This is a genomic window from Escherichia sp. WS1118 (assembly GCF_046487695.1).
Classification (GTDB): Bacteria; Pseudomonadota; Gammaproteobacteria; order Enterobacterales; family Enterobacteriaceae; genus Escherichia; species Escherichia coli.
Window position 1 is genome coordinate 293,778 of sequence record NZ_JBJQIZ010000004.1, and the last position, 19,768, is coordinate 313,545.

Here is a 19,768-nt window from a genome sequence, read left to right on the forward strand (position 1 = left end):
GCTTTAATCAACCAGATGATATTTTTCTGAAAGCACATGGGCCAGGTGTTTGAACATATTAAACACCGCGGTGCTTTTGGCAGTTGGTAATCCTTGTTCATCTAAAAAGTAGTCGCCGGTAAATACCAGCACGCCATTACGCTGCGTGACGCCGGTGGCTTCAATCCCTGCGAGCGTATCCTCATGCTCACGAATGATTTTGTTGGCCTCTTTCAACAGCGTCTCGCGGTCGATGGGTTGTGTCTCTTTGTTCATTATTTACTCCTTAAACAAGGACATTAGTCTACGCCAGGCATGGCTTGCAGACAAATATACCACGCTGGTGGCAAGAGCGCCTTACTGGCAACTTTGGATTTTGCATGCTAATAAAGTTGCGTATCGGATTTTATCAGGTACAGTGTGACGCTTTCGTCAATCTGGCAATAGATTTGCTTGACATTCGACCAAAATTCCGTCGTGCTATAGCGCCTGTAGGCCAAGACCTGTTAACTCAGTCACCTGAATTTTCGTGAACAGAGTCACGACAAGGGGTTGATATCCGCAGAGAGCGAGTCCATATCGGTAACTCGTTGCCAGTGGAAGGTTTATCAACGTGCGACGCATTCCTGGAAGAATCAAATTAGGTAAGGTGAATATGGGTAAAGCTCTTGTCATCGTTGAGTCCCCGGCAAAAGCCAAAACGATCAACAAGTATCTGGGTAGTGACTACGTGGTGAAATCCAGCGTCGGTCACATCCGCGATTTGCCGACCAGTGGCTCAACTGCCAAAAAGAGTGCCGACTCTACCTCCACCAAGACGGCTAAAAAGCCTAAAAAGGATGAACGTGGCGCTCTCGTCAACCGTATGGGGGTTGACCCGTGGCACAATTGGGAGGCGCACTATGAAGTGTTGCCTGGTAAAGAGAAGGTCGTCTCTGAACTGAAACAACTGGCTGAAAAAGCCGACCACATCTATCTCGCAACCGACCTTGACCGCGAAGGGGAAGCCATTGCATGGCACCTGCGGGAAGTGATTGGTGGTGATGATGCGCGCTATAGCCGAGTGGTGTTTAACGAAATTACTAAAAACGCGATCCGCCAGGCATTTAACAAACCGGGTGAGCTGAATATTGATCGTGTTAATGCCCAGCAGGCGCGTCGCTTTATGGACCGCGTGGTGGGGTATATGGTTTCGCCGCTTCTATGGAAAAAGATCGCTCGTGGTCTGTCTGCCGGTCGTGTGCAGTCGGTGGCGGTCCGCCTGGTGGTCGAGCGTGAGCGTGAAATTAAAGCGTTCGTACCGGAAGAGTTCTGGGAAGTCGATGCCAGCACGACCACGCCATCTGGTGAAGCGTTGGCGTTGCAGGTGACTCATCAGAACGACAAACCGTTCCGTCCGGTCAACAAAGAACAAACTCAAGCTGCGGTAAGTCTGCTGGAAAAAGCGCGCTACAGCGTGCTGGAACGTGAAGACAAACCGACAACCAGTAAACCTGGCGCTCCTTTTATTACCTCTACGCTGCAACAAGCTGCCAGCACCCGTCTTGGTTTTGGCGTGAAAAAAACCATGATGATGGCGCAGCGTTTGTATGAAGCAGGCTATATCACTTACATGCGTACCGACTCCACCAACCTGAGTCAGGACGCGGTAAATATGGTTCGCGGTTATATCAGCGATAATTTTGGTAAGAAATATCTGCCGGAAAGTCCGAATCAGTACGCCAGCAAAGAAAACTCACAGGAAGCGCACGAAGCGATTCGTCCTTCTGACGTCAATGTGATGGCGGAATCGTTGAAGGATATGGAAGCAGATGCGCAGAAACTGTACCAGTTAATCTGGCGTCAGTTCGTAGCCTGCCAGATGACCCCAGCGAAATATGACTCCACGACGCTGACCGTTGGTGCGGGCGATTTCCGCCTGAAAGCACGCGGTCGTATTTTGCGCTTTGATGGCTGGACGAAAGTGATGCCTGCACTGCGTAAAGGCGATGAAGATCGTATCTTACCGGCAGTCGATAAAGGCGATGCTCTGACGCTCGTTGAACTGACACCAGCCCAGCACTTTACCAAGCCTCCAGCCCGTTTCAGTGAAGCATCGCTGGTCAAAGAGCTGGAAAAACGCGGTATCGGTCGTCCTTCTACCTATGCGTCGATCATTTCGACTATTCAGGATCGTGGCTATGTGCGAGTAGAAAATCGTCGTTTCTATGCGGAAAAAATGGGCGAAATCGTCACCGATCGCCTGGAAGAGAATTTCCGCGAGTTAATGAACTACGACTTCACCGCGCAGATGGAAAACAGCCTCGACCAGGTGGCAAATCACGAAGCAGAGTGGAAAGCTGTACTGGATCACTTCTTCTCGGATTTCACCCAGCAGTTAGATAAAGCTGAAAAAGATCCGGAAGAGGGTGGTATGCGCCCGAACCAGATGGTTCTGACCAGCATTGACTGCCCGACTTGTGGTCGTAAAATGGGGATTCGCACAGCGAGCACCGGGGTATTCCTTGGCTGTTCTGGCTATGCGCTGCCGCCGAAAGAGCGTTGCAAAACCACCATTAACCTGGTGCCGGAAAACGAAGTGCTGAACGTGCTGGAAGGCGAAGACGCTGAAACCAATGCGTTGCGCGCAAAACGTCGTTGCCCGAAATGCGGTACGGCGATGGACAGCTATCTCATCGATCCGAAACGTAAGTTGCATGTCTGTGGTAATAACCCAACCTGCGACGGTTACGAGATCGAAGAGGGTGAATTCCGCATTAAAGGTTATGACGGCCCGATCGTTGAGTGTGAAAAATGTGGCTCTGAAATGCACCTGAAAATGGGGCGTTTCGGTAAATACATGGCCTGCACCAACGAAGAGTGTAAAAACACACGTAAGATTTTACGTAACGGCGAAGTGGCACCACCGAAAGAAGATCCGGTGCCATTACCGGAGCTGCCGTGCGAAAAATCAGATGCCTATTTCGTGTTGCGTGACGGTGCTGCCGGTGTGTTCCTGGCGGCCAATACCTTCCCGAAATCGCGTGAAACGCGTGCGCCGCTGGTGGAGGAGCTTTATCGCTTCCGCGACCGTCTGCCGGAAAAACTGCGTTATCTGGCCGATGCGCCACAGCAGGATCCGGAAGGTAATAAGACCATGGTTCGCTTTAGCCGTAAAACCAAACAGCAATATGTCTCTTCGGAAAAAGACGGAAAGGCGACTGGCTGGTCAGCATTTTATGTTGATGGCAAATGGGTTGAAGGGAAAAAATAACCTTTAATTCTGTCGGGTTTTTATAAACAAAGGGCCGCGAAAGCGGCCCTTTTTTATTGCATATTATTTTTTCTTCACACCTATACACTAAGGCTATAAATGATATAGTGGTTATAGTTAGCACCTTTTTTATTATTAAATCGTATTAGTCACCCGCCTGGTGTGGCGAAAAAACGATGTTCTGATGGCGTCTAAGTGGATGGTTTAACATGAAATTACAACAACTTCGCTATATTGTTGAGGTGGTCAATCATAACCTGAATGTCTCATCAACGGCGGAAGGACTTTACACATCACAACCCGGGATCAGTAAACAAGTCAGAATGCTGGAAGACGAGCTGGGCATTCAAATTTTTTCCCGAAGCGGCAAGCACCTGACGCAGGTAACGCCAGCAGGACAAGAAATAATTCGTATCGCTCGTGAAGTTCTGTCGAAAGTCGATGCCATAAAATCGGTCGCCGGAGAGCACACCTGGCCGGATAAAGGCTCGCTGTATATCGCCACCACGCATACTCAGGCACGCTATGCGTTACCAAACGTTATCAAAGGCTTTATTGAGCGTTATCCTCGCGTTTCTTTGCATATGCACCAGGGCTCGCCGACACAAATTGCTGATGCCGTCTCTAAAGGCAATGCCGATTTCGCTATCGCCACGGAAGCGCTGCATCTGTATGAAGATTTAGTGATGCTACCGTGCTACCACTGGAATCGGGCTATAGTAGTCACTCCGGATCACCCGCTGGCAGGTAAAAAAGCCATTACCATTGAAGAACTGGCGCAATATCCGTTGGTGACATATACCTTCGGCTTTACCGGACGTTCAGAACTGGATACTGCCTTTAACCGCGCAGGGTTAACGCCGCGTATCGTCTTCACGGCAACGGATGCTGACGTCATTAAAACTTACGTCCGGTTAGGGCTGGGGGTAGGGGTCATTGCCAGCATGGCGGTGGATCCGGTCGCCGATCCCGACCTTGTGCGTGTTGATGCTCACGACATCTTCAGCCACAGTACAACCAAAATTGGTTTTCGCCGTAGTACTTTTTTGCGTAGTTATATGTATGATTTCATTCAGCGTTTTGCACCGCATTTAACGCGTGATGTCGTTGATGCGGCTGTCGCATTGCGCTCTAATGAAGAAATTGAGGTCATGTTTAAAGATATAAAACTGCCGGAAAAATAATTTCTTGCGTTATTTTCGGCACCTTTTATGTAGCGAAGGTGCCGGAATATATTCTCCTTTGTTACTTATTTGTATCCGGTGCACAATATTTTTATCCCTCATGTTTATAGGGTAAATTACCTGTAAAGTAGTGTCTAATTACACACCTCGCAAACTCCAGTTTTCAAATATCTATTTCAGGTCAAAAGATTGAATTATTCACTGGAGACGATTCGTAAATTCGCTGGATTTTTGACTAAAGTTTCTTTAGGATTTGTCTCATCGTATGATTAATTACACCAATCGTTCAACGTCTTGCTGATAAGTGATGGCGATTATATGAGGTTAGCAATGCCTTCTGGAAATCAGGAACCCCGCCGCAATCCTGAATTAAAACGTAAAGCCTGGCTGGCGGTTTTTCTTGGTTCTGCACTTTTCTGGGTGGTTGTCGCACTGCTTATTTGGAAATTGTGGGGATAACTATGGTCGGTCAGGAGCAACTGGAGTCGTCACCATTATGTCAGCATAGTGACAATGAACCAGAAGCAAAACGGGAATGTTCCGTCGTTATTCCAGACGACTGGCAACTAACATCGCAGCAACAAGCCTTTATAGAACTGTTTGCTGAAGATGATCAGCCGAAACAATAATTATCATCATTCTTATTACCCATTTTTAATGAATTACAGGGCTTTTAATACACCGCAGCAATAACAGGTTGAGTTATCTCAACACAAAGTAATAACCGTTAAGGGTGTAGCCTATGATCAACACAAATATGAAATATTGGTCCTGGATGGGCGCATTTTCTCTGTCGATGCTCTTCTGGGCTGAACTCCTCTGGATCATTACTCACTGATCCCTGCCCCCGCTGTTTGCTTTGCCTCAAGGTTTCTCCTCTTTTATCAATTTGGGTTGTTATCAAATCGTTACGCGATGTTTGTGTTATCTTTAATATTCACCCTGAAGAGAATCAGGGCTTCGCAACCCTGTCATTAAGGAGGAGCTATGTCGTCAACCCTACGAGAAGCCAGTAAGGACACGTTGCAGGCCAAAGATAAAACTTACCACTACTACAGCCTGCCGCTTGCTGCCAAATCACTGGGCAATATCACCCGTCTGCCTAAGTCACTCAAAGTTTTGCTCGAAAACCTGCTGCGCTGGCAGGATGGTAACTCGGTTACCGAAGAGGATATCCACGCGCTGGCGGGATGGCTGAAAAATGCCCATGCTGACCGTGAAATTGCCTACCGCCCGGCAAGGGTGCTGATGCAGGACTTTACCGGCGTACCTGCCGTTGTTGATCTGGCGGCAATGCGCGAAGCGGTTAAACGTCTCGGCGGCGATACTGCAAAGGTTAACCCGCTCTCACCGGTCGACCTGGTCATTGACCACTCGGTGACCGTCGATCGTTTTGGTGATGATGAGGCATTTGAAGAAAACGTACGCCTGGAAATGGAGCGCAACCACGAACGTTATGTGTTCCTGAAATGGGGAAAGCAGGCGTTCAGTCGGTTTAGCGTCGTGCCGCCAGGCACAGGCATTTGCCATCAGGTTAACCTCGAATATCTCGGCAAAGCAGTGTGGAGCGAATTGCAGGACGGTGAATGGATTGCTTATCCGGATACACTCGTTGGTACTGACTCGCACACCACCATGATCAACGGCCTTGGCGTGCTGGGGTGGGGCGTTGGTGGCATCGAAGCAGAAGCCGCAATGTTAGGCCAGCCGGTTTCCATGCTTATCCCGGACGTAGTGGGCTTTAAACTTACCGGAAAATTACGTGAAGGTATTACCGCCACAGACCTGGTTCTCACTGTTACCCAAATGTTGCGCAAACATGGCGTGGTGGGGAAATTCGTCGAATTTTATGGTGATGGACTGGATTCACTACCGCTGGCGGATCGCGCCACCATTGCCAATATGTCGCCAGAATATGGTGCCACCTGTGGCTTCTTCCCAATCGATGCTGTCACCCTCGATTACATGCGTTTAAGCGGGCGCAGTGAAGATCAGGTCGAGTTGGTCGAAAAATATGCCAAAGCGCAGGGCATGTGGCGTAATCCGGGCGATGAACCAATTTTTACCAGTGTGTTAGAACTGGATATGAATGACGTTGAAGCGAGCCTTGCAGGGCCAAAACGCCCGCAGGATCGCGTTGCACTGCCCGATGTACCAAAAGCATTTGCTGCCAGTAGCGAACTGGAAGTGAATGCCACGCATAAAGATCGCCTGCCGGTCGATTATGTTATGAACGGACATCAGTATCAGTTACCTGATGGCGCTGTGGTCATTGCTGCGATAACGTCGTGCACCAACACCTCTAACCCAAGTGTGTTGATGGCCGCAGGCTTGCTGGCGAAAAAAGCCGTAACTCTGGGCCTCAAGCGGCAACCGTGGGTCAAAGCGTCGCTGGCACCGGGTTCGAAAGTCGTTTCTGATTATCTGGCAAAAGCGAAACTGACACCGTATCTCGATGAACTGGGATTTAACCTTGTGGGATACGGTTGTACCACCTGTATTGGTAACTCTGGACCGTTGCCCGATCCTATCGAAACGGCAATCAAAAAAGGCGATTTAACCGTCGGTGCAGTGCTGTCCGGCAACCGTAACTTTGAAGGCCGTATCCATCCGCTGGTTAAAACCAACTGGCTGGCCTCGCCGCCGCTGGTGGTTGCCTATGCGCTGGCGGGAAATATGAATATCAACCTGGCTTCTGAGCCTATCGGCCATGATCGCAAAGGCGAGCCGGTATTTCTGAAAGATATCTGGCCATCGGCACAAGAAATTGCCCGTGCGGTAGACCAAGTCTCCACAGAAATGTTCCGCAAAGAGTACGCAGAAGTTTTTGAAGGCACAGCCGAGTGGAAGGAAATTAACGTCACACGATCCGATACCTACGGTTGGCAGGAGGATTCAACCTATATTCGCTTATCGCCTTTCTTTGATGAAATGCAGGCAACACCAGCACCTGTGGAAGATATTCACGGTGCGCGGATCCTCGCAATGCTGGGGGATTCAGTCACCACTGACCATATCTCTCCGGCGGGCAGTATTAAGCCCGACAGCCCGGCGGGTCGATATCTACAAGGTCGGGGTGTTGAGCGGAAAGACTTTAACTCCTATGGTTCGCGGCGTGGTAACCATGAAGTGATGATGCGCGGCACCTTCGCCAATATTCGCATCCGTAATGAAATGGTGCCTGGCGTTGAAGGGGGGATGACGCGCCATTTACCTGACAGCGATGTCGTCTCTATTTATGATGCCGCAATGCGCTATAAGCAGGAGCAAACGCCGCTGGCGGTGATTGCCGGGAAAGAGTATGGATCAGGCTCCAGCCGTGACTGGGCGGCAAAAGGTCCGCGTCTGCTTGGTATTCGTGTTGTCATTGCCGAATCGTTTGAACGAATTCACCGTTCGAATTTAATTGGCATGGGCATCCTGCCGCTGGAATTTCCACAAGGTGTGACGCGTAAAACGTTAGAGCTTACCGGGGAAGAGAAGATTGATATTGGTGATCTGCAAAATCTACAACCCGGCGCGACGGTTCCGGTGACGCTTACGCGCGCGGATGGTAGCCAGGAAGTCGTACCCTGCCGTTGTCGTATCGACACCGCGACGGAGTTGACCTACTACCAGAACGACGGCATTTTGCATTATGTCATTCGTAATATGTTGAAGTAACGAGTATTTGCTTGCCGGTTATTTTGCTTCCGGCAAGCAAATTAATTACACAATGCAAGAGGGTTATTTGTTCAGCAAATGACCCATTTTCTCGGCTTTGGTATCGAGATAATGTTCGTTATTGGGGTTACGACCTACAATCAACGGTACGCGTTCAATAATATTAATCCCTGCTTCGGTCAGAATTTCGACTTTTTTCGGGTTATTGGTTAACAAGCGGACTTCATTGACGCCAAGGAGTTTGAACATATCAGCGCAAAGAGTGAAGTCGCGCTCATCAGCGGCGAAGCCTAACTGGTGGTTAGCCTCTACAGTATCGTAACCTTGATCCTGCAGTGCGTAAGCGCGGATTTTATTCAGCAGACCAATGTTACGACCTTCCTGACGGTGATACAGCAAAATACCACGGCCTTCCTCGGCAATTTGCGTCAATGCCGCTTCGAGCTGGAAGCCACAATCGCAGCGCAAGCTGAACAGGGCGTCACCGGTCAGACATTCGGAATGGACGCGCGCAAGTACCGGGGTATGCCCGGAAATATCGCCATAGACTAGCGCGACATGATCGTGTCCGGTTGCCAGTTCTTCAAATCCCACCATCAGGAAATCGCCCCATGGGGTTGGCAGTTTGGCTTCTGCCACACGTTTAAGCTGCATGAAATTCTCCAGATAATGCTGGTTCTGTATTGGCTTATTTTGCCATAACGAGAAGGGGTTCACCTAATCACGACGCGTCGATCGTTCACGGAATGGCACAAATCTGTCAATTTTTCCTGGAACTGGCATTTTCAGTTATGATTGTGGGACTTATCAAAAAGGAGAGGCCATGCGTTCGATTGCCAGACGTACCGCAGTGGGAGCTGCACTATTGCTTGTCATGCCAGTAACCGTATGGCTTTCTGGCTGGCGTTGGCAACCTGGAGAACAAAGTTGGTTACTAAAAGCGGCTTTTTGGGTTACTGAAACTGTCACCCAGCCTTGGGGCGTCATTACACATTTGATTTTATTCGGCTGGTTTCTCTGGTGTCTGCGTTTTCGCATTAAGGCTGCCATTATGTTATTTGCCATTCTGGCGGCGGCAATCCTTATGGGACAAGGCGTTAAATCCTGGATCAAAGACAAAGTCCAGGAACCACGACCTTTTGTTATCTGGCTGGAAAAAACACATCATATTCCGGTTGATGAGTTCTACACTTTAAAGCGAGCAGAACGCGGAAATCTGGTGAAAGAACAGTTGGCTGAAGAGAAAAATATCCCACAATATTTGCGTTCACACTGGCAGAAAGAGACGGGGTTTGCCTTTCCTTCCGGTCACACGATGTTTGCTGCCAGTTGGGCACTGCTGGCCGTTGGTTTGCTGTGGCCGCGTCGGCGAACGTTAACCATTGCTATCTTGTTGGTCTGGGCAACGGGAGTCATGGGAAGCCGCCTGCTGCTCGGAATGCATTGGCCACGCGATCTGGTTGTAGCTACGTTGATTTCCTGGGCGCTGGTGGCGGTGGCAACGTGGCTTGCGCAACGAATTTGTGGGCCATTAACACCACCTGCGGAAGAAAATCGCGAAATTGCACAACGAGAACAAGAAAGTTAACGCTGGTTGATTTTCCGAATTTAGCCCTTAAATCATCAACAATGCGCGTGGATGCCATTTCGCAGACGGCGCGAAAATGGTACTTTAAAGGGCTATTGCGGTAAGTTGACCATAATTTATTCGCCCTAACCACATAACGGGAAGTAATGTGAAATATTTACTCATTTTCTTACTGGTGTTAGCGATCTTCGTGATTTCGGTCACGTTGGGTGCGCAGAACGATCAACAGGTGACGTTTAATTATCTGTTAGCGCAAGGGGAGTACCGTATTTCCACATTGCTGGCGGTATTGTTTGCTGCGGGGTTTGCTATCGGTTGGTTGATTTGTGGCCTGTTCTGGCTGCGAGTTCGTGTTTCCCTGGCGCGCGCTGAACGTAAAATAAAGCGACTGGAAAACCAGCTTTCACCTGCGACTGACGTGGCTGTAGCGCCGCACTCGTCTGCGTCGAAGGAATAACTTTCTATGCTGGAGTTGTTGTTTCTGCTTTTGCCTGTAGCCGCTGCCTATGGCTGGTATATGGGCCGCAGAAGTGCGCAACAAAACAAGCAAGATGAAGCCAACCGCTTGTCGCGTGATTACGTAGCGGGGGTTAACTTCCTGCTTAGTAATCAACAGGATAAAGCGGTAGACCTGTTTCTCGATATGCTTAAAGAGGATACAGGTACCGTTGAAGCCCACCTTACGCTCGGAAACCTGTTCCGTTCGCGTGGCGAAGTTGATCGCGCTATTCGCATCCATCAGACCCTAATGGAAAGCGCCTCGCTGACCTATGAACAGCGGCTTTTGGCGATTCAACAACTGGGGCGTGATTACATGGCTGCCGGGTTATACGACCGCGCGGAAGACATGTTCAATCAGCTGACCGATGAAACTGACTTCCGCATTGGCGCGCTGCAACAACTGCTACAAATTTACCAGGCTACCAGCGAGTGGCAGAAAGCAATTGATGTTGCCGAACGCCTGGTGAAGCTGGGTAAAGATAAACAGCGCGTCGAAATTGCCCATTTCTACTGTGAGTTAGCTCTGCAGCATATGGCCAGCGACGATCTCGATCGTGCCATGACTTTGCTAAAAAAAGGTGCGGCGGCAGATAAAAACAGCGCCCGCGTATCCATCATGATGGGACGCGTGTTTATGGCGAAAGGAGAATACGCCAAAGCCGTCGAAAGTTTGCAACGTGTCATATCCCAGGACAGAGAACTGGTCAGCGAAACGCTGGAAATGCTGCAAACATGCTATCAGCAGTTGGGTAAAACTGCCGAATGGGCAGAATTCCTGCAGCGCGCGGTGGAAGAGAGCACCGGTGCCGATGCTGAATTGATGCTTGCGGATATCATCGAAGCGCGCGACGGTAGTGAGGCCGCACAGGTCTATATTACACGCCAGCTTCAGCGTCATCCGACCATGCGTGTGTTCCATAAGTTAATGGATTACCACTTAAATGAAGCAGAAGAAGGGCGTGCCAAAGAGAGTCTGATGGTGCTGCGTGACATGGTTGGCGAGAAGGTACGTAGTAAGCCCCGTTATCGCTGCCAGAAATGTGGTTTTACCGCATACACCCTCTACTGGCATTGTCCGTCTTGTCGGGCCTGGTCAACCATTAAACCAATTCGCGGTCTTGATGGCCTGTAATTTTAAAAAAATCCGACTTTAGTTACAACATACTAATTATTGATGTTCTATTGTGCTCCGGCACCGACGGCGCGGAAAAGCCTGCCAGAGGAGAAATCGCAACTGTTAATTTTTTATTTCCACGGGTAGAATGCTCGCCGTTTACCTGTTTCGCGCCACTTCCGGTGCCCATCATCAAGAAGGTCTGGTCATGACGTTAACTGCTTCATCTTCTTCCCGCGCTGTTACGAATTCTCCTGTAGTTGTTGCCCTTGATTATCATAATCGCGATGCCGCGATGGCCTTTGTCGACAAGATCGACCCACGCGATTGTCGTCTGAAGGTCGGCAAAGAGATGTTTACATTGTTTGGGCCACAGTTTGTGAGCGAACTTCAACAGCGTGGTTTTGATATCTTTCTTGACCTGAAATTCCACGATATTCCCAACACTGCAGCGCACGCTGTCGCTGCTGCGGCTGACTTAGGCGTGTGGATGGTGAATGTTCATGCCTCCGGTGGGGCGCGTATGATGGCCGCAGCGCGTGAGGCACTGGTTCCGTTTGGCAAAGATGCACCGCTTTTGATTGCTGTGACAGTGTTGACCAGCATGGAAGCCAGCGACCTGGCCGATCTTGGCGTGACACTGTCACCTGCAGATTATGCAGAACGTCTGGCGGCACTGACGCAAAAATGTGGCCTTGATGGTGTGGTGTGTTCTGCTCAGGAAGCTGTGCGCTTTAAACAGGTATTCGGTCAGGAGTTCAAACTGGTTACGCCGGGCATTCGTCCGCAGGGGAGTGATGCTGGTGACCAGCGCCGCATTATGACGCCAGAACAGGCGTTGTCGGCTGGTGTTGATTATATGGTGATTGGTCGCCCGGTAACGCAATCGGTAGATCCAGCGCAGACGCTGAAAGCGATCAACGCCTCTTTACAGCGGAGTGCATGATGAGTGATTCCAACAGCCGTCTGGTCTACTCAACGGAAACCGGACGTATTGATGAGCCAAAAGCGGCCCCTGTACGCCCTAAAGGCGACGGTGTGGTGCGTATTCAGCGTCAGACCAGTGGACGTAAAGGTAAGGGCGTTTGCCTGATTACCGGTGTCGATCTCGATGATGCCGAACTGACAAAACTGGCAGCGGAACTGAAGAAAAAATGCGGCTGCGGCGGAGCAGTTAAAGATGGAGTTATTGAAATCCAGGGCGATAAGCGTGATTTATTAAAATCACTACTTGAAGCGAAAGGGATGAAGGTAAAACTCGCAGGCGGCTAACATAAAAAGCCACGGATATATCCGTGGCTTTCGAATATTTTACTGTGTGTATTATTCAGTTATTTCGTACTGAACAGAATCAAGCGTATTATAATTGCGAGTCGATAATCGACATTTATTTACGATTATTTACCGACCTGGTGACCAATAACACCACCGACGGCTGCACCACCTAATGTACCCAACGTACTGCCATCGGTCAGTACTGCACCGCCTAATGCCCCTGCACCTGCACCGATTGCGGTGTTGCGGTCCCGTTTAGACCAGTTAGAACAGGCACTCAGAGACATTGCCAGGGTAATTGCCAGAACAGCCGCGGTCATTTTTTTGCTCGTTACAAACATAATACTCTCTCCTGAATTTATGATTCACGGAAGTAAGCTCTCTATAACTATAATAGCTAAGAATAAGCCAGGTGAAATTATTCCGTGAAATCCGCCCGAGCGCAGGGTTATATCACGCAGGTGATAATGACTTCCTGTTATATCGCTGATAATAATTTTATATCTTGAGAGTGTTAATAACAGGTAAATAGTCTTAATTATCAACCAGGAATCATCTTAGAGCGGATGATTTGCCAAACTGCAAATCATCCGTAGAGAAGGGAAATGGTTAAATGTCAACGACGTGAACGGTGAGTTTACTTTGTTCAAGATGCATCAGATCGCTGGCGCGTATTTTCGAATCGGTAATCACGCGATTGAATCGCTCAACGGGGCCGATGGAGTATGAATGTACAGCACCAAATTTCGAGCTGTCAGTCAGGACTATCGCCTCGCACTCTTTTTCCAGCACGGCATTGACCACATCGGTACGCATCATATCGCGACCGGTAAACCCAGTTTCAGGTTGCCAGCCATCAATACCAATAAATGCTTTGCTGAAATGCACTTGTTGGATGCACTGGCGTGTCAAAGGGCCAACCATACTTTCGCTTTTTTTCTGGTACACGCCACCGAGCAAAATGACTTCACAAGGCGCGTCTTTCAGCAAATGCGCGATGTAGCTGCTGACCGTGATGATAGTGACATTTTTCTTCTGCTCGCCCAGAGTCCTGGCGAGCAGGGCATTGCTGCTACCATTTTCGATAAAGATGGTTTCGCCCGGTTGAACCAGTGACGCGGCAAACTCGGCGAGTTCACGCTTCAGCGTATAGTTGCTCATCATACGGGTTTCGACGTCATCACTATCAAGCGAAACTGCAAAACCATGTGCACGTCGGAGGTAACTCAGTTTTTCGAGGGTGTTGAGATCCTGGCGAATGGTAACTTCAGAAACTCCAGTGGCTTTTGCCAGATCGGTTACGCTAACCTGACCCTGGTCAATGACCATCTGTAGAATAGTTTGTTGTCGGGAATTCATCGCTGTAATTCTTATAACGTTATAATACTAAATAAAAAAATACTGACGCGCCGGGCATCCTCAAATAGGAAAACCTGAAGGCACGATTGTTAGATCTCCCACGGTGCCTTCGGGATGTCTGGCGTAGATTCAGCAACCTGGCGCAAGAGTTCTGCTTTAAGTATCTCGAGATTATGGATCGCAGAGTGGTAATCGCCTGCCACAAGGATATCTAACACAATATCAATACGTTCGGCAACGCGCTGGGCATCAAATTCAGACATCAAGGACATCCTTATAGCAAAAGGGGGAAAATGAATAATGCAAAAATTGCCGCTAAAAGAGAAGTGTTTAACAGCAACGGCTAATTATCATCCGGGAATACGATATATAATGACGGAATATAGTGCTAAGTATATATATTCATCTACTTATGCGCGCTTCAGATAGCGTTTATACCAGCGTTCGAAGGCAACGGCGGGCATCGGTTTGGCAAACAAAAATCCTTGTCGCTCATTGATCCCGTTCTTGGTTAAAAAAGCATCTTCCTTTGCACTTTCTACACCTTCGGCGATCACCTGAAGATTCAATGCCTGGGCCACAGCGACGATCGCCCGGACCAGTGATTGCGAGACAGGCTGTTTGTGAATATCCCGAACAAAAACCTGGTCAAGTTTGATGGCATCGATCGGAAAGCGCGCCAGTTGCGAAAGTGAAGAGTAGCCGGTACCAAAATCGTCCAGATGAACTTGCGCACCTAATCGGCTAAATTGTTGAATAACAGACAGTGCCAGTTCATCATTCTCAATCAGGCAGCTCTCCGTCAGTTCAACATCTATAGGGCAGTATTCAAAATTGAGTTCCTGGAGAACCTGTTTCAGGGCGGTGAAAATGGTTTGATCGGCGAGCTGACGTGCAGAAATATTTACCGCCACTCGCAGGTTAATGCCTTTATCCCGCCACTTCGCTACCTGGCGTACGACATCGAGAATCACCCAACGGCCTAAAGGCACAATTAGCCCTGATTCTTCGGCGTAGGAAATGAAGTCCAACGGTGGAATCAACCCACGTTCAGGTGACTGCCAACGTACTAGTGCTTCCAGACTGCGCACTTCGCCACGCCAGGTGATTTTCGGTTGATAGTGAATAACCAACTGATCGTTTTCCAGTGCTTTACGCAAGTTGGTATCCAGCCAGAGATATTCAAATACCCGCTGATTCATTTCTGGGGTAAAAACGCAAAATTGTCCTCGTCCGCCTTCCTTCGCTGTGTACATTGCTGTGTCGGCGTGACGAATAATAGCCGCGCTGTCCGAACCATGTTCGGGAGAGAGTGAAATACCTACTGAACAGCTGGTATAAACTTCAATTAAACCAATGCGAAAGGGGAGTCGTAAGCGGGTCAAAATTCGTGATGCCAATGCTTCCAGCGCGCTTTGTGAGGTATTGGATGCCAGTACCAGAAACTCATCGCCACCTGGACGCGCCAATACCTGGTCATGTTCGAGACAGCTTAAAATAGCCAATGACACGTCGCGTAATAACTGGTCACCAAACAAATGCCCATAGGCGTCGTTGACCTTTTTAAAATTATCCAAATCAAGATACACAACCCCAACTTTATTGTTATCTGCCTGATTAATAGCGTGATCGATTAACTCCTGCATCGCGTTACGATTCGGCAGTCCGGTGATACTGTCGGTATTTGCCAGAATACGCAGTCGCTCCTGAGCGCGGCGCTCTTCGGTAATGTCGGTGCCGGAACAGATTAAAAAAATCTCGTTTTTGCCACTGCCGCTGTGGACAAATTTATTGCGAAACAGAAACAGCCGCTGGCCTTTACGTGTTGGTATCCATAGTTCGACTTCATATGCATTGCCGCTTCGAAAAAATACACGGTTATTGCGCCTGGATGCCGCAGCTTCACGACGACTCATAAACAGTTTAAACACGCTTTGCCCAATGACGTCGTGTTCTTTCAACCCCGTGTAATCTTCACATAACCGATTGAAGCGCTGGATATTCCCCCGGCTGTCGAGAATCACTATTGCGGAATGTGCTTCAGAAACTACCTGCTCAGCAAAGGAAAGCCCATGTGATAAATCACGAGCAACCGCCGGTGTGTCATGCCATGCAGACGCGTTGCCTCCCCATTCTCGTTTATTGATTTTTCGTCCTACCAGATGCACAGAAAGATCGCTTTCATCGACGGTCAGACTCATCATCAGGCTGGAGGTGATGACCGTCATTTCCCTGATGCGAGCAGCCTGTTCGGCAGATAGTTGCAAAATACGATCGGGTTCTGTGATTTCGGTGGTAGAAAAGCGCAAAACATCGCTGCTTTCCGTCAACCGCCAGTATGGATTGTGCGATCCGAGAAAGTTGTACAACGTTGCGGACTCCCTAACGGTTTTCATGATGCATATCCTCCGGTTAACAGCGGAGTCCGCAGTTAAATAAAAGGAACAACATGACTTACATGAAATTAACGGCGGCTAAACACATTGTTTTTTTATATATTTATTTGTAATCCAGTTTTGGAAAAACGCCAGTTTTCAAACGAAAGTCAGTTAAAAATCTGCCGGGATATGAGGAAGGTTGAGCGGGGAAATAAACGGCCCATCCATGAGGAATGGGCCGTGAAAGGAGATTACGCGACTGGGCGCGCAATAATGCTGCGGGTTTCCATGCGGACTTCGGCAATGGTGACGTCAATAACGTCAGTCACTTTGTAAGCCGTTTCACCTTTAATTTGTACAGTGCCGTTTTCCTGGCTGCAAACCAGTTCATCGCGCACAGCGTGTAAGAAAGGTGCTGGAATAAAGGCGATAGCGCCGTTATCAACCAAACGAACACGCATGCCGCCACGGCTGATATCGACAATTTCCGCCGCGAAACGGGTGTCGGTCCCGGCTTTGTCTTTCAGGAAGCGTGCGTATAACCAGTCGCCAACATCACGTTCTGCCATCCGGTTGAGACGGCGACGCTCGGCCATTTGGACAGTGATTTCATCCTGTGGACGCGTCGCAGTTTCGCCTTTGATAACCGCTTTCAGCAGACGGTGGTTGATCATGTCGCCATATTTACGGATCGGCGAAGTCCAGGTGGCGTATGCTTCCAGACCGAGGCCAAAGTGAGGACCGGGTTCAGTGCTAATTTCAGCAAATGACTGGAAGCGACGAATGCGGCTGTCGAGGAAACCAGTTGGTTGCGCATCCAGTTCACGACGCAGTTTGCAGAAACCGTCCAGCGTGAGCACTTCTTCAGCATCGACATGCAGACCGTGCGTTTTCAGCAACGCTGCCAACGCGTCGGCATTCGCCGGATCAAAGCCCATATGCACGTTATAGATGCCAAAACCGAGCTTATCGCGCAGTACGCGGGCCGCACAAATGTTAGCGGCAATCATCGCTTCTTCGACGATACGGTTGGCAATGCGACGAGGCTCGGCGACGATATCCAGCACTTCACCTTTTTCACCGAGAATAAAGCGGTAATCCGGGCGATCTTTAAACACCAGTGCGTGGTTATGACGCCACTCGCCGCGGCGTTGGCATATTTGCGCTAGCAAACGGACTTGTTCGGCAATTGCTTCGCTTTCAGGCTGCCAGTCACCGGTATTTTCCAGCCAGTCAGAAACCTGGTCATACACCAGCTTCGCTTTGGATTCGATGGTGGCGGCAAAGAATTCGATATTATCTTCAATGGTGCCATCAGTGGAGAGCGTCATGCGGCATGCCAGTACCGGGCGGACTTCATTGGCGCGCAGTGAGCAGAGATCGTCAGAAAGCTCGCGAGGCAGCATAGGGATGTTGAAGCCAGGCAGATAGTTGGTGAATGCGCGAATTTTCGCGGCTTTGTCCAGCTTGCTGCCTTCAGCAATCCACGCGGTTGGATCGGCAATCGCCACAATCAGCTGAAGTTTGCCATCCGGTAACGCCTTGGCGAAAAGGGCGTCATCCATATCTTCTGTGCTGGCACTGTCGATGGTGACAAAATCCAGCGCAGTCAGATCTTCACGAACCAGACCTTCATCGAGCATTTCGGTAGCGACGCCGTCTGGTGCTTCTTTTTCCAGGTTATGACGCGCAAGGGTAACCCACCACGGTACAAAGTGATCGTCACCAAAAGTGATGTATTGTGTCAGTTCAGCATAGAAAGAACGATCGCCTTTCAGCGGATGACGGCGCATTTCGGCAACCGCCCAGTCGCCTTCTTTAAACTCGTGGTTCAGGCCACGGGCTGCGCGGCAAGGAATGGCGTCTTTTAAGAGTGGATGATCAGGAACGATGGCCAGACGGTCATTTTTGCCCTGAACTTTACCCACGAAACGAGTCAGGAACGGTTCAACCAGTTCTTCTGGCTCTGCGGATTCACGTTCTTTTTCACTGTGGATCACCGCGATAATTCGGTCGCCATGCATGACTTTTTTCATCTGCGGCGGCGGAATGAAATAACTTTTTTGCGCGTCGACTTCCAGGAAGCCAAAGCCTTTTTCTGTGGCTTTTACCACCCCTTCAGCGCGTGGCGTCTGGGAATGCAGTTGCTGTTTAAGCTGCGCTAGCAGCGGGTTGTCCTGAAACATAATTGTCTATTTTGGTGGCCATTAGAGCGGCTGACAGTTTTACGCGAATCTGTCTGACGCGGCAAGGTTAATATGTCTCACCCAACGCGATTTTTAAGCGATTTATCCAGCCACACAGCCCGCTCCATACCAGCAGATTAATAATCTGCGTTGATGATTTTTCGTGTTCGAGTAATGGGCTGAACTGGGCGGCGCTAAAGCGATCGGGTGCTCGGGTCAGCCATTGTATCGCCTGAACGGTAGCGCGCTCAACAGAATGACGGTCAGCCCATCGGTTAATTTCATTTTCGCCCTTGCGCAGAAGGGGGCTGATTTTTTTATATTCATTTGATGAATTCATACAGGCGGCAAAACAAGCAGGACTGCCATTTATCCGCGCGCATAACAACGCCGCAAGCTGATTATCCGGCTGTGTATTGACCCGTGTGCTGTTTAACAACTTTTCGAGAAGGGAAAGTGAAATAGGGTGGAGAGAGAGTGTGTTGGCCAGTTGGCAAAGTTCTGCAGTTGAACTTTTTGTGTGCTCTTCAGGGAGTTTTTCCACCTCATAGCTGCTTCGCCAGCGTATTGATTCATCAGCAAACAGTGACGCGTCGGCGTAGTTTTGTATCTCCAGACCGGGTAACCAGCGTACCGGATGCCCGAGATAAGCCTGAAATGTCGCAATTGTCCGCGCCTGAAAGCCAATAAAACCAATGATTTGGTTAATGATCACACAGTCACAGACAGTAAGACCAACGTCATTCAGATGCTGGCGCGATCGGTTGTCGATAATAGAAGGCGAGCTAGCCAGTTGGCGGGCATATTGCGTGATTTGTGCCAACCGATGATTACTTTCTCTGGAGGAATCAGGCCCGGGGAGCGGCGTAAGTCGCGCCGAATAGTAGTTACATAACCGTTGGACGCCGCAAACCTGAGCAACCGTCAGGGCCGTCGACAAGCGTTCATAAGCGGTGAAGGTCTGTGAACGGGTCACGGTAAGCGGGTCAGGGAACAACTCTACTGCAAGAACGCGCGCAGGGACCAGCCATGAAAGGAAGGGTGCCAGCGTTTCTTCATCAAGGATCACGTCGAGCAGAAAGGGATCGCTGACCTTTGCGGCTTCCGGGACCAGAGGCAGAACGTCATACTCCGCAGTACTGGATTGCGTTTCATGATACCAGTGGCTTTTGCCGGTGATGTGGCGTTGTTCCATGGGCGCTCCTTGGTCGTAAAGGAAATCGTTATCCTGACGCAAGGCGGGAAGGGGAGAAAGACGGATCGGCGATAACAAATATCAGAAAGGTAT

At 49.5% G+C, this 19,768-nt stretch carries 20 protein-coding genes and 1 pseudogene; 13 read left to right on the top strand and 8 right to left on the bottom strand.

Annotated features, from left to right (window positions below):
- Positions 1-3: 3 nt before the first annotated feature.
- Positions 4-255 carry a YciN family protein gene (locus ACJHYO_RS09760; RefSeq protein WP_001031530.1) on the bottom strand — a complete coding sequence of 84 codons (252 nt, stop codon included), beginning with the start codon at positions 253-255 and terminating at the stop codon, positions 4-6.
- 379 nt (positions 256-634) lie between these two features.
- On the opposite strand from ACJHYO_RS09760, the gene topA reads away from it, so the two are divergent.
- The 6 genes from topA (at position 635) to acnA (ending at position 8,079) form a co-directional block, all read left to right on the top strand.
- Positions 635-3,232, top strand: a complete 2,598-nt coding sequence (gene topA / locus ACJHYO_RS09765) for a type I DNA topoisomerase (protein ID WP_001304419.1) — start codon at positions 635-637, stop codon at positions 3,230-3,232.
- Between the two features lie 209 nt (positions 3,233-3,441).
- Positions 3,442-4,416, top strand: a complete 975-nt coding sequence (gene cysB, locus ACJHYO_RS09770; protein ID WP_000776253.1) for an HTH-type transcriptional regulator CysB — start codon at positions 3,442-3,444, stop codon at positions 4,414-4,416.
- Between the two features lie 318 nt (positions 4,417-4,734).
- Positions 4,735-4,875, top strand: coding sequence for a YmiA family putative membrane protein (locus ACJHYO_RS09775; RefSeq protein ID WP_001815854.1), 141 nt, complete (start codon positions 4,735-4,737; stop codon positions 4,873-4,875).
- Between the two features lie 2 nt (positions 4,876-4,877).
- Positions 4,878-5,045: a protein YciX gene (gene yciX / locus ACJHYO_RS09780; RefSeq protein ID WP_001296035.1), complete on the top strand. Its 168-nt coding sequence runs from the start codon at positions 4,878-4,880 to the stop codon at positions 5,043-5,045.
- A 113-nt stretch (positions 5,046-5,158) separates the two neighbouring features.
- A complete protein-coding gene (gene ymiC, locus ACJHYO_RS09785) occupies positions 5,159-5,254 on the top strand; it encodes a small membrane protein YmiC (RefSeq protein WP_001310756.1) in 96 nt (31 codons plus the stop codon).
- A gap of 149 nt (positions 5,255-5,403) precedes the next feature.
- Positions 5,404-8,079: an aconitate hydratase AcnA gene (gene acnA, locus ACJHYO_RS09790; RefSeq protein ID WP_085446479.1), complete on the top strand. Its 2,676-nt coding sequence runs from the start codon at positions 5,404-5,406 to the stop codon at positions 8,077-8,079.
- Positions 8,080-8,142: 63 nt separating this feature from the next.
- Here acnA and ribA read toward each other — a convergent pair whose 3' ends face one another.
- On the bottom strand, positions 8,143-8,733 hold the full coding sequence (gene ribA / locus ACJHYO_RS09795; RefSeq protein WP_001176294.1) for a GTP cyclohydrolase II: 591 nt from the start codon (positions 8,731-8,733) through the stop codon (positions 8,143-8,145).
- Positions 8,734-8,902: 169 nt separating this feature from the next.
- Here ribA and pgpB point away from each other — a divergent pair, with 169 nt between their 5' ends.
- The 5 genes from pgpB to yciH all read left to right on the top strand — a co-directional run bounded on the left by pgpB (position 8,903) and on the right by yciH (position 12,554).
- On the top strand, positions 8,903-9,667 hold the full coding sequence (gene pgpB / locus ACJHYO_RS09800) for a phosphatidylglycerophosphatase B (protein WP_410232456.1): 765 nt from the start codon (positions 8,903-8,905) through the stop codon (positions 9,665-9,667).
- 148 nt (positions 9,668-9,815) lie between these two features.
- Complete coding sequence (gene lapA, locus ACJHYO_RS09805; RefSeq protein WP_000876285.1) at positions 9,816-10,124, top strand: lipopolysaccharide assembly protein LapA; 309 nt, start codon at positions 9,816-9,818, stop codon at positions 10,122-10,124.
- Between the two features lie 6 nt (positions 10,125-10,130).
- Positions 10,131-11,300, top strand: coding sequence for a lipopolysaccharide assembly protein LapB (gene lapB / locus ACJHYO_RS09810; protein WP_001682842.1), 1,170 nt, complete (start codon positions 10,131-10,133; stop codon positions 11,298-11,300).
- Between the two features lie 190 nt (positions 11,301-11,490).
- Positions 11,491-12,228, top strand: a complete 738-nt coding sequence (gene pyrF / locus ACJHYO_RS09815; protein WP_001357400.1) for an orotidine-5'-phosphate decarboxylase — start codon at positions 11,491-11,493, stop codon at positions 12,226-12,228.
- Positions 12,228-12,554 (top strand): stress response translation initiation inhibitor YciH, encoded by a 327-nt coding sequence (gene yciH, locus ACJHYO_RS09820; RefSeq protein WP_001295580.1) that lies wholly within the window; start codon positions 12,228-12,230, stop codon positions 12,552-12,554. Before pyrF ends, yciH begins: the two co-directional genes overlap by 1 nt.
- Positions 12,555-12,679: 125 nt before the next feature.
- Here yciH and osmB read toward each other — a convergent pair whose 3' ends face one another.
- From osmB to yciZ, 3 genes are all read right to left on the bottom strand, one after another.
- The gene (gene osmB, locus ACJHYO_RS09825; protein WP_000498253.1) at positions 12,680-12,898 is read right to left on the bottom strand and encodes an osmotically-inducible lipoprotein OsmB; all 219 of its coding nucleotides are present in this window, start codon (positions 12,896-12,898) and stop codon (positions 12,680-12,682) included.
- A 268-nt stretch (positions 12,899-13,166) separates the two neighbouring features.
- Entirely contained in the window at positions 13,167-13,916 is a 750-nt protein-coding gene (locus ACJHYO_RS09830) for a DNA-binding transcriptional regulator YciT (protein WP_001088623.1), read from the bottom strand.
- Positions 13,917-14,005: 89 nt separating this feature from the next.
- Positions 14,006-14,179 carry a protein YciZ gene (yciZ, locus tag ACJHYO_RS09835; protein ID WP_001288368.1) on the bottom strand — a complete coding sequence of 58 codons (174 nt, stop codon included), beginning with the start codon at positions 14,177-14,179 and terminating at the stop codon, positions 14,006-14,008.
- A 37-nt stretch (positions 14,180-14,216) separates the two neighbouring features.
- Here yciZ and ymiD point away from each other — a divergent pair, with 37 nt between their 5' ends.
- Entirely contained in the window at positions 14,217-14,345 is a 129-nt protein-coding gene (ymiD, locus tag ACJHYO_RS09840; RefSeq protein ID WP_023148853.1) for a protein YmiD, read from the top strand.
- On the opposite strand, the gene pdeR is transcribed toward ymiD, so the two are convergent.
- Positions 14,327-16,312: a cyclic di-GMP phosphodiesterase gene (pdeR, locus tag ACJHYO_RS09845; RefSeq protein ID WP_000859917.1), complete on the bottom strand. Its 1,986-nt coding sequence runs from the start codon at positions 16,310-16,312 to the stop codon at positions 14,327-14,329. The genes ymiD and pdeR overlap by 19 nt on opposite strands.
- Positions 16,313-16,365: 53 nt before the next feature.
- Between pdeR and ACJHYO_RS09850 the strand changes: the two are divergent.
- Positions 16,366-16,469: pseudogene (locus ACJHYO_RS09850) on the top strand (hypothetical protein).
- Positions 16,470-16,545: 76 nt separating this feature from the next.
- On the opposite strand, the gene rnb reads toward ACJHYO_RS09850, so the two are convergent.
- Positions 16,546-18,480, bottom strand: coding sequence for an exoribonuclease II (gene rnb, locus ACJHYO_RS09855; protein WP_000485012.1), 1,935 nt, complete (start codon positions 18,478-18,480; stop codon positions 16,546-16,548).
- Between the two features lie 67 nt (positions 18,481-18,547).
- Positions 18,548-19,675, bottom strand: a complete 1,128-nt coding sequence (locus ACJHYO_RS09860) for a carboxymuconolactone decarboxylase family protein (RefSeq protein WP_001764454.1) — start codon at positions 19,673-19,675, stop codon at positions 18,548-18,550.
- Between the last annotated feature and the right edge of the window lie 93 nt (positions 19,676-19,768).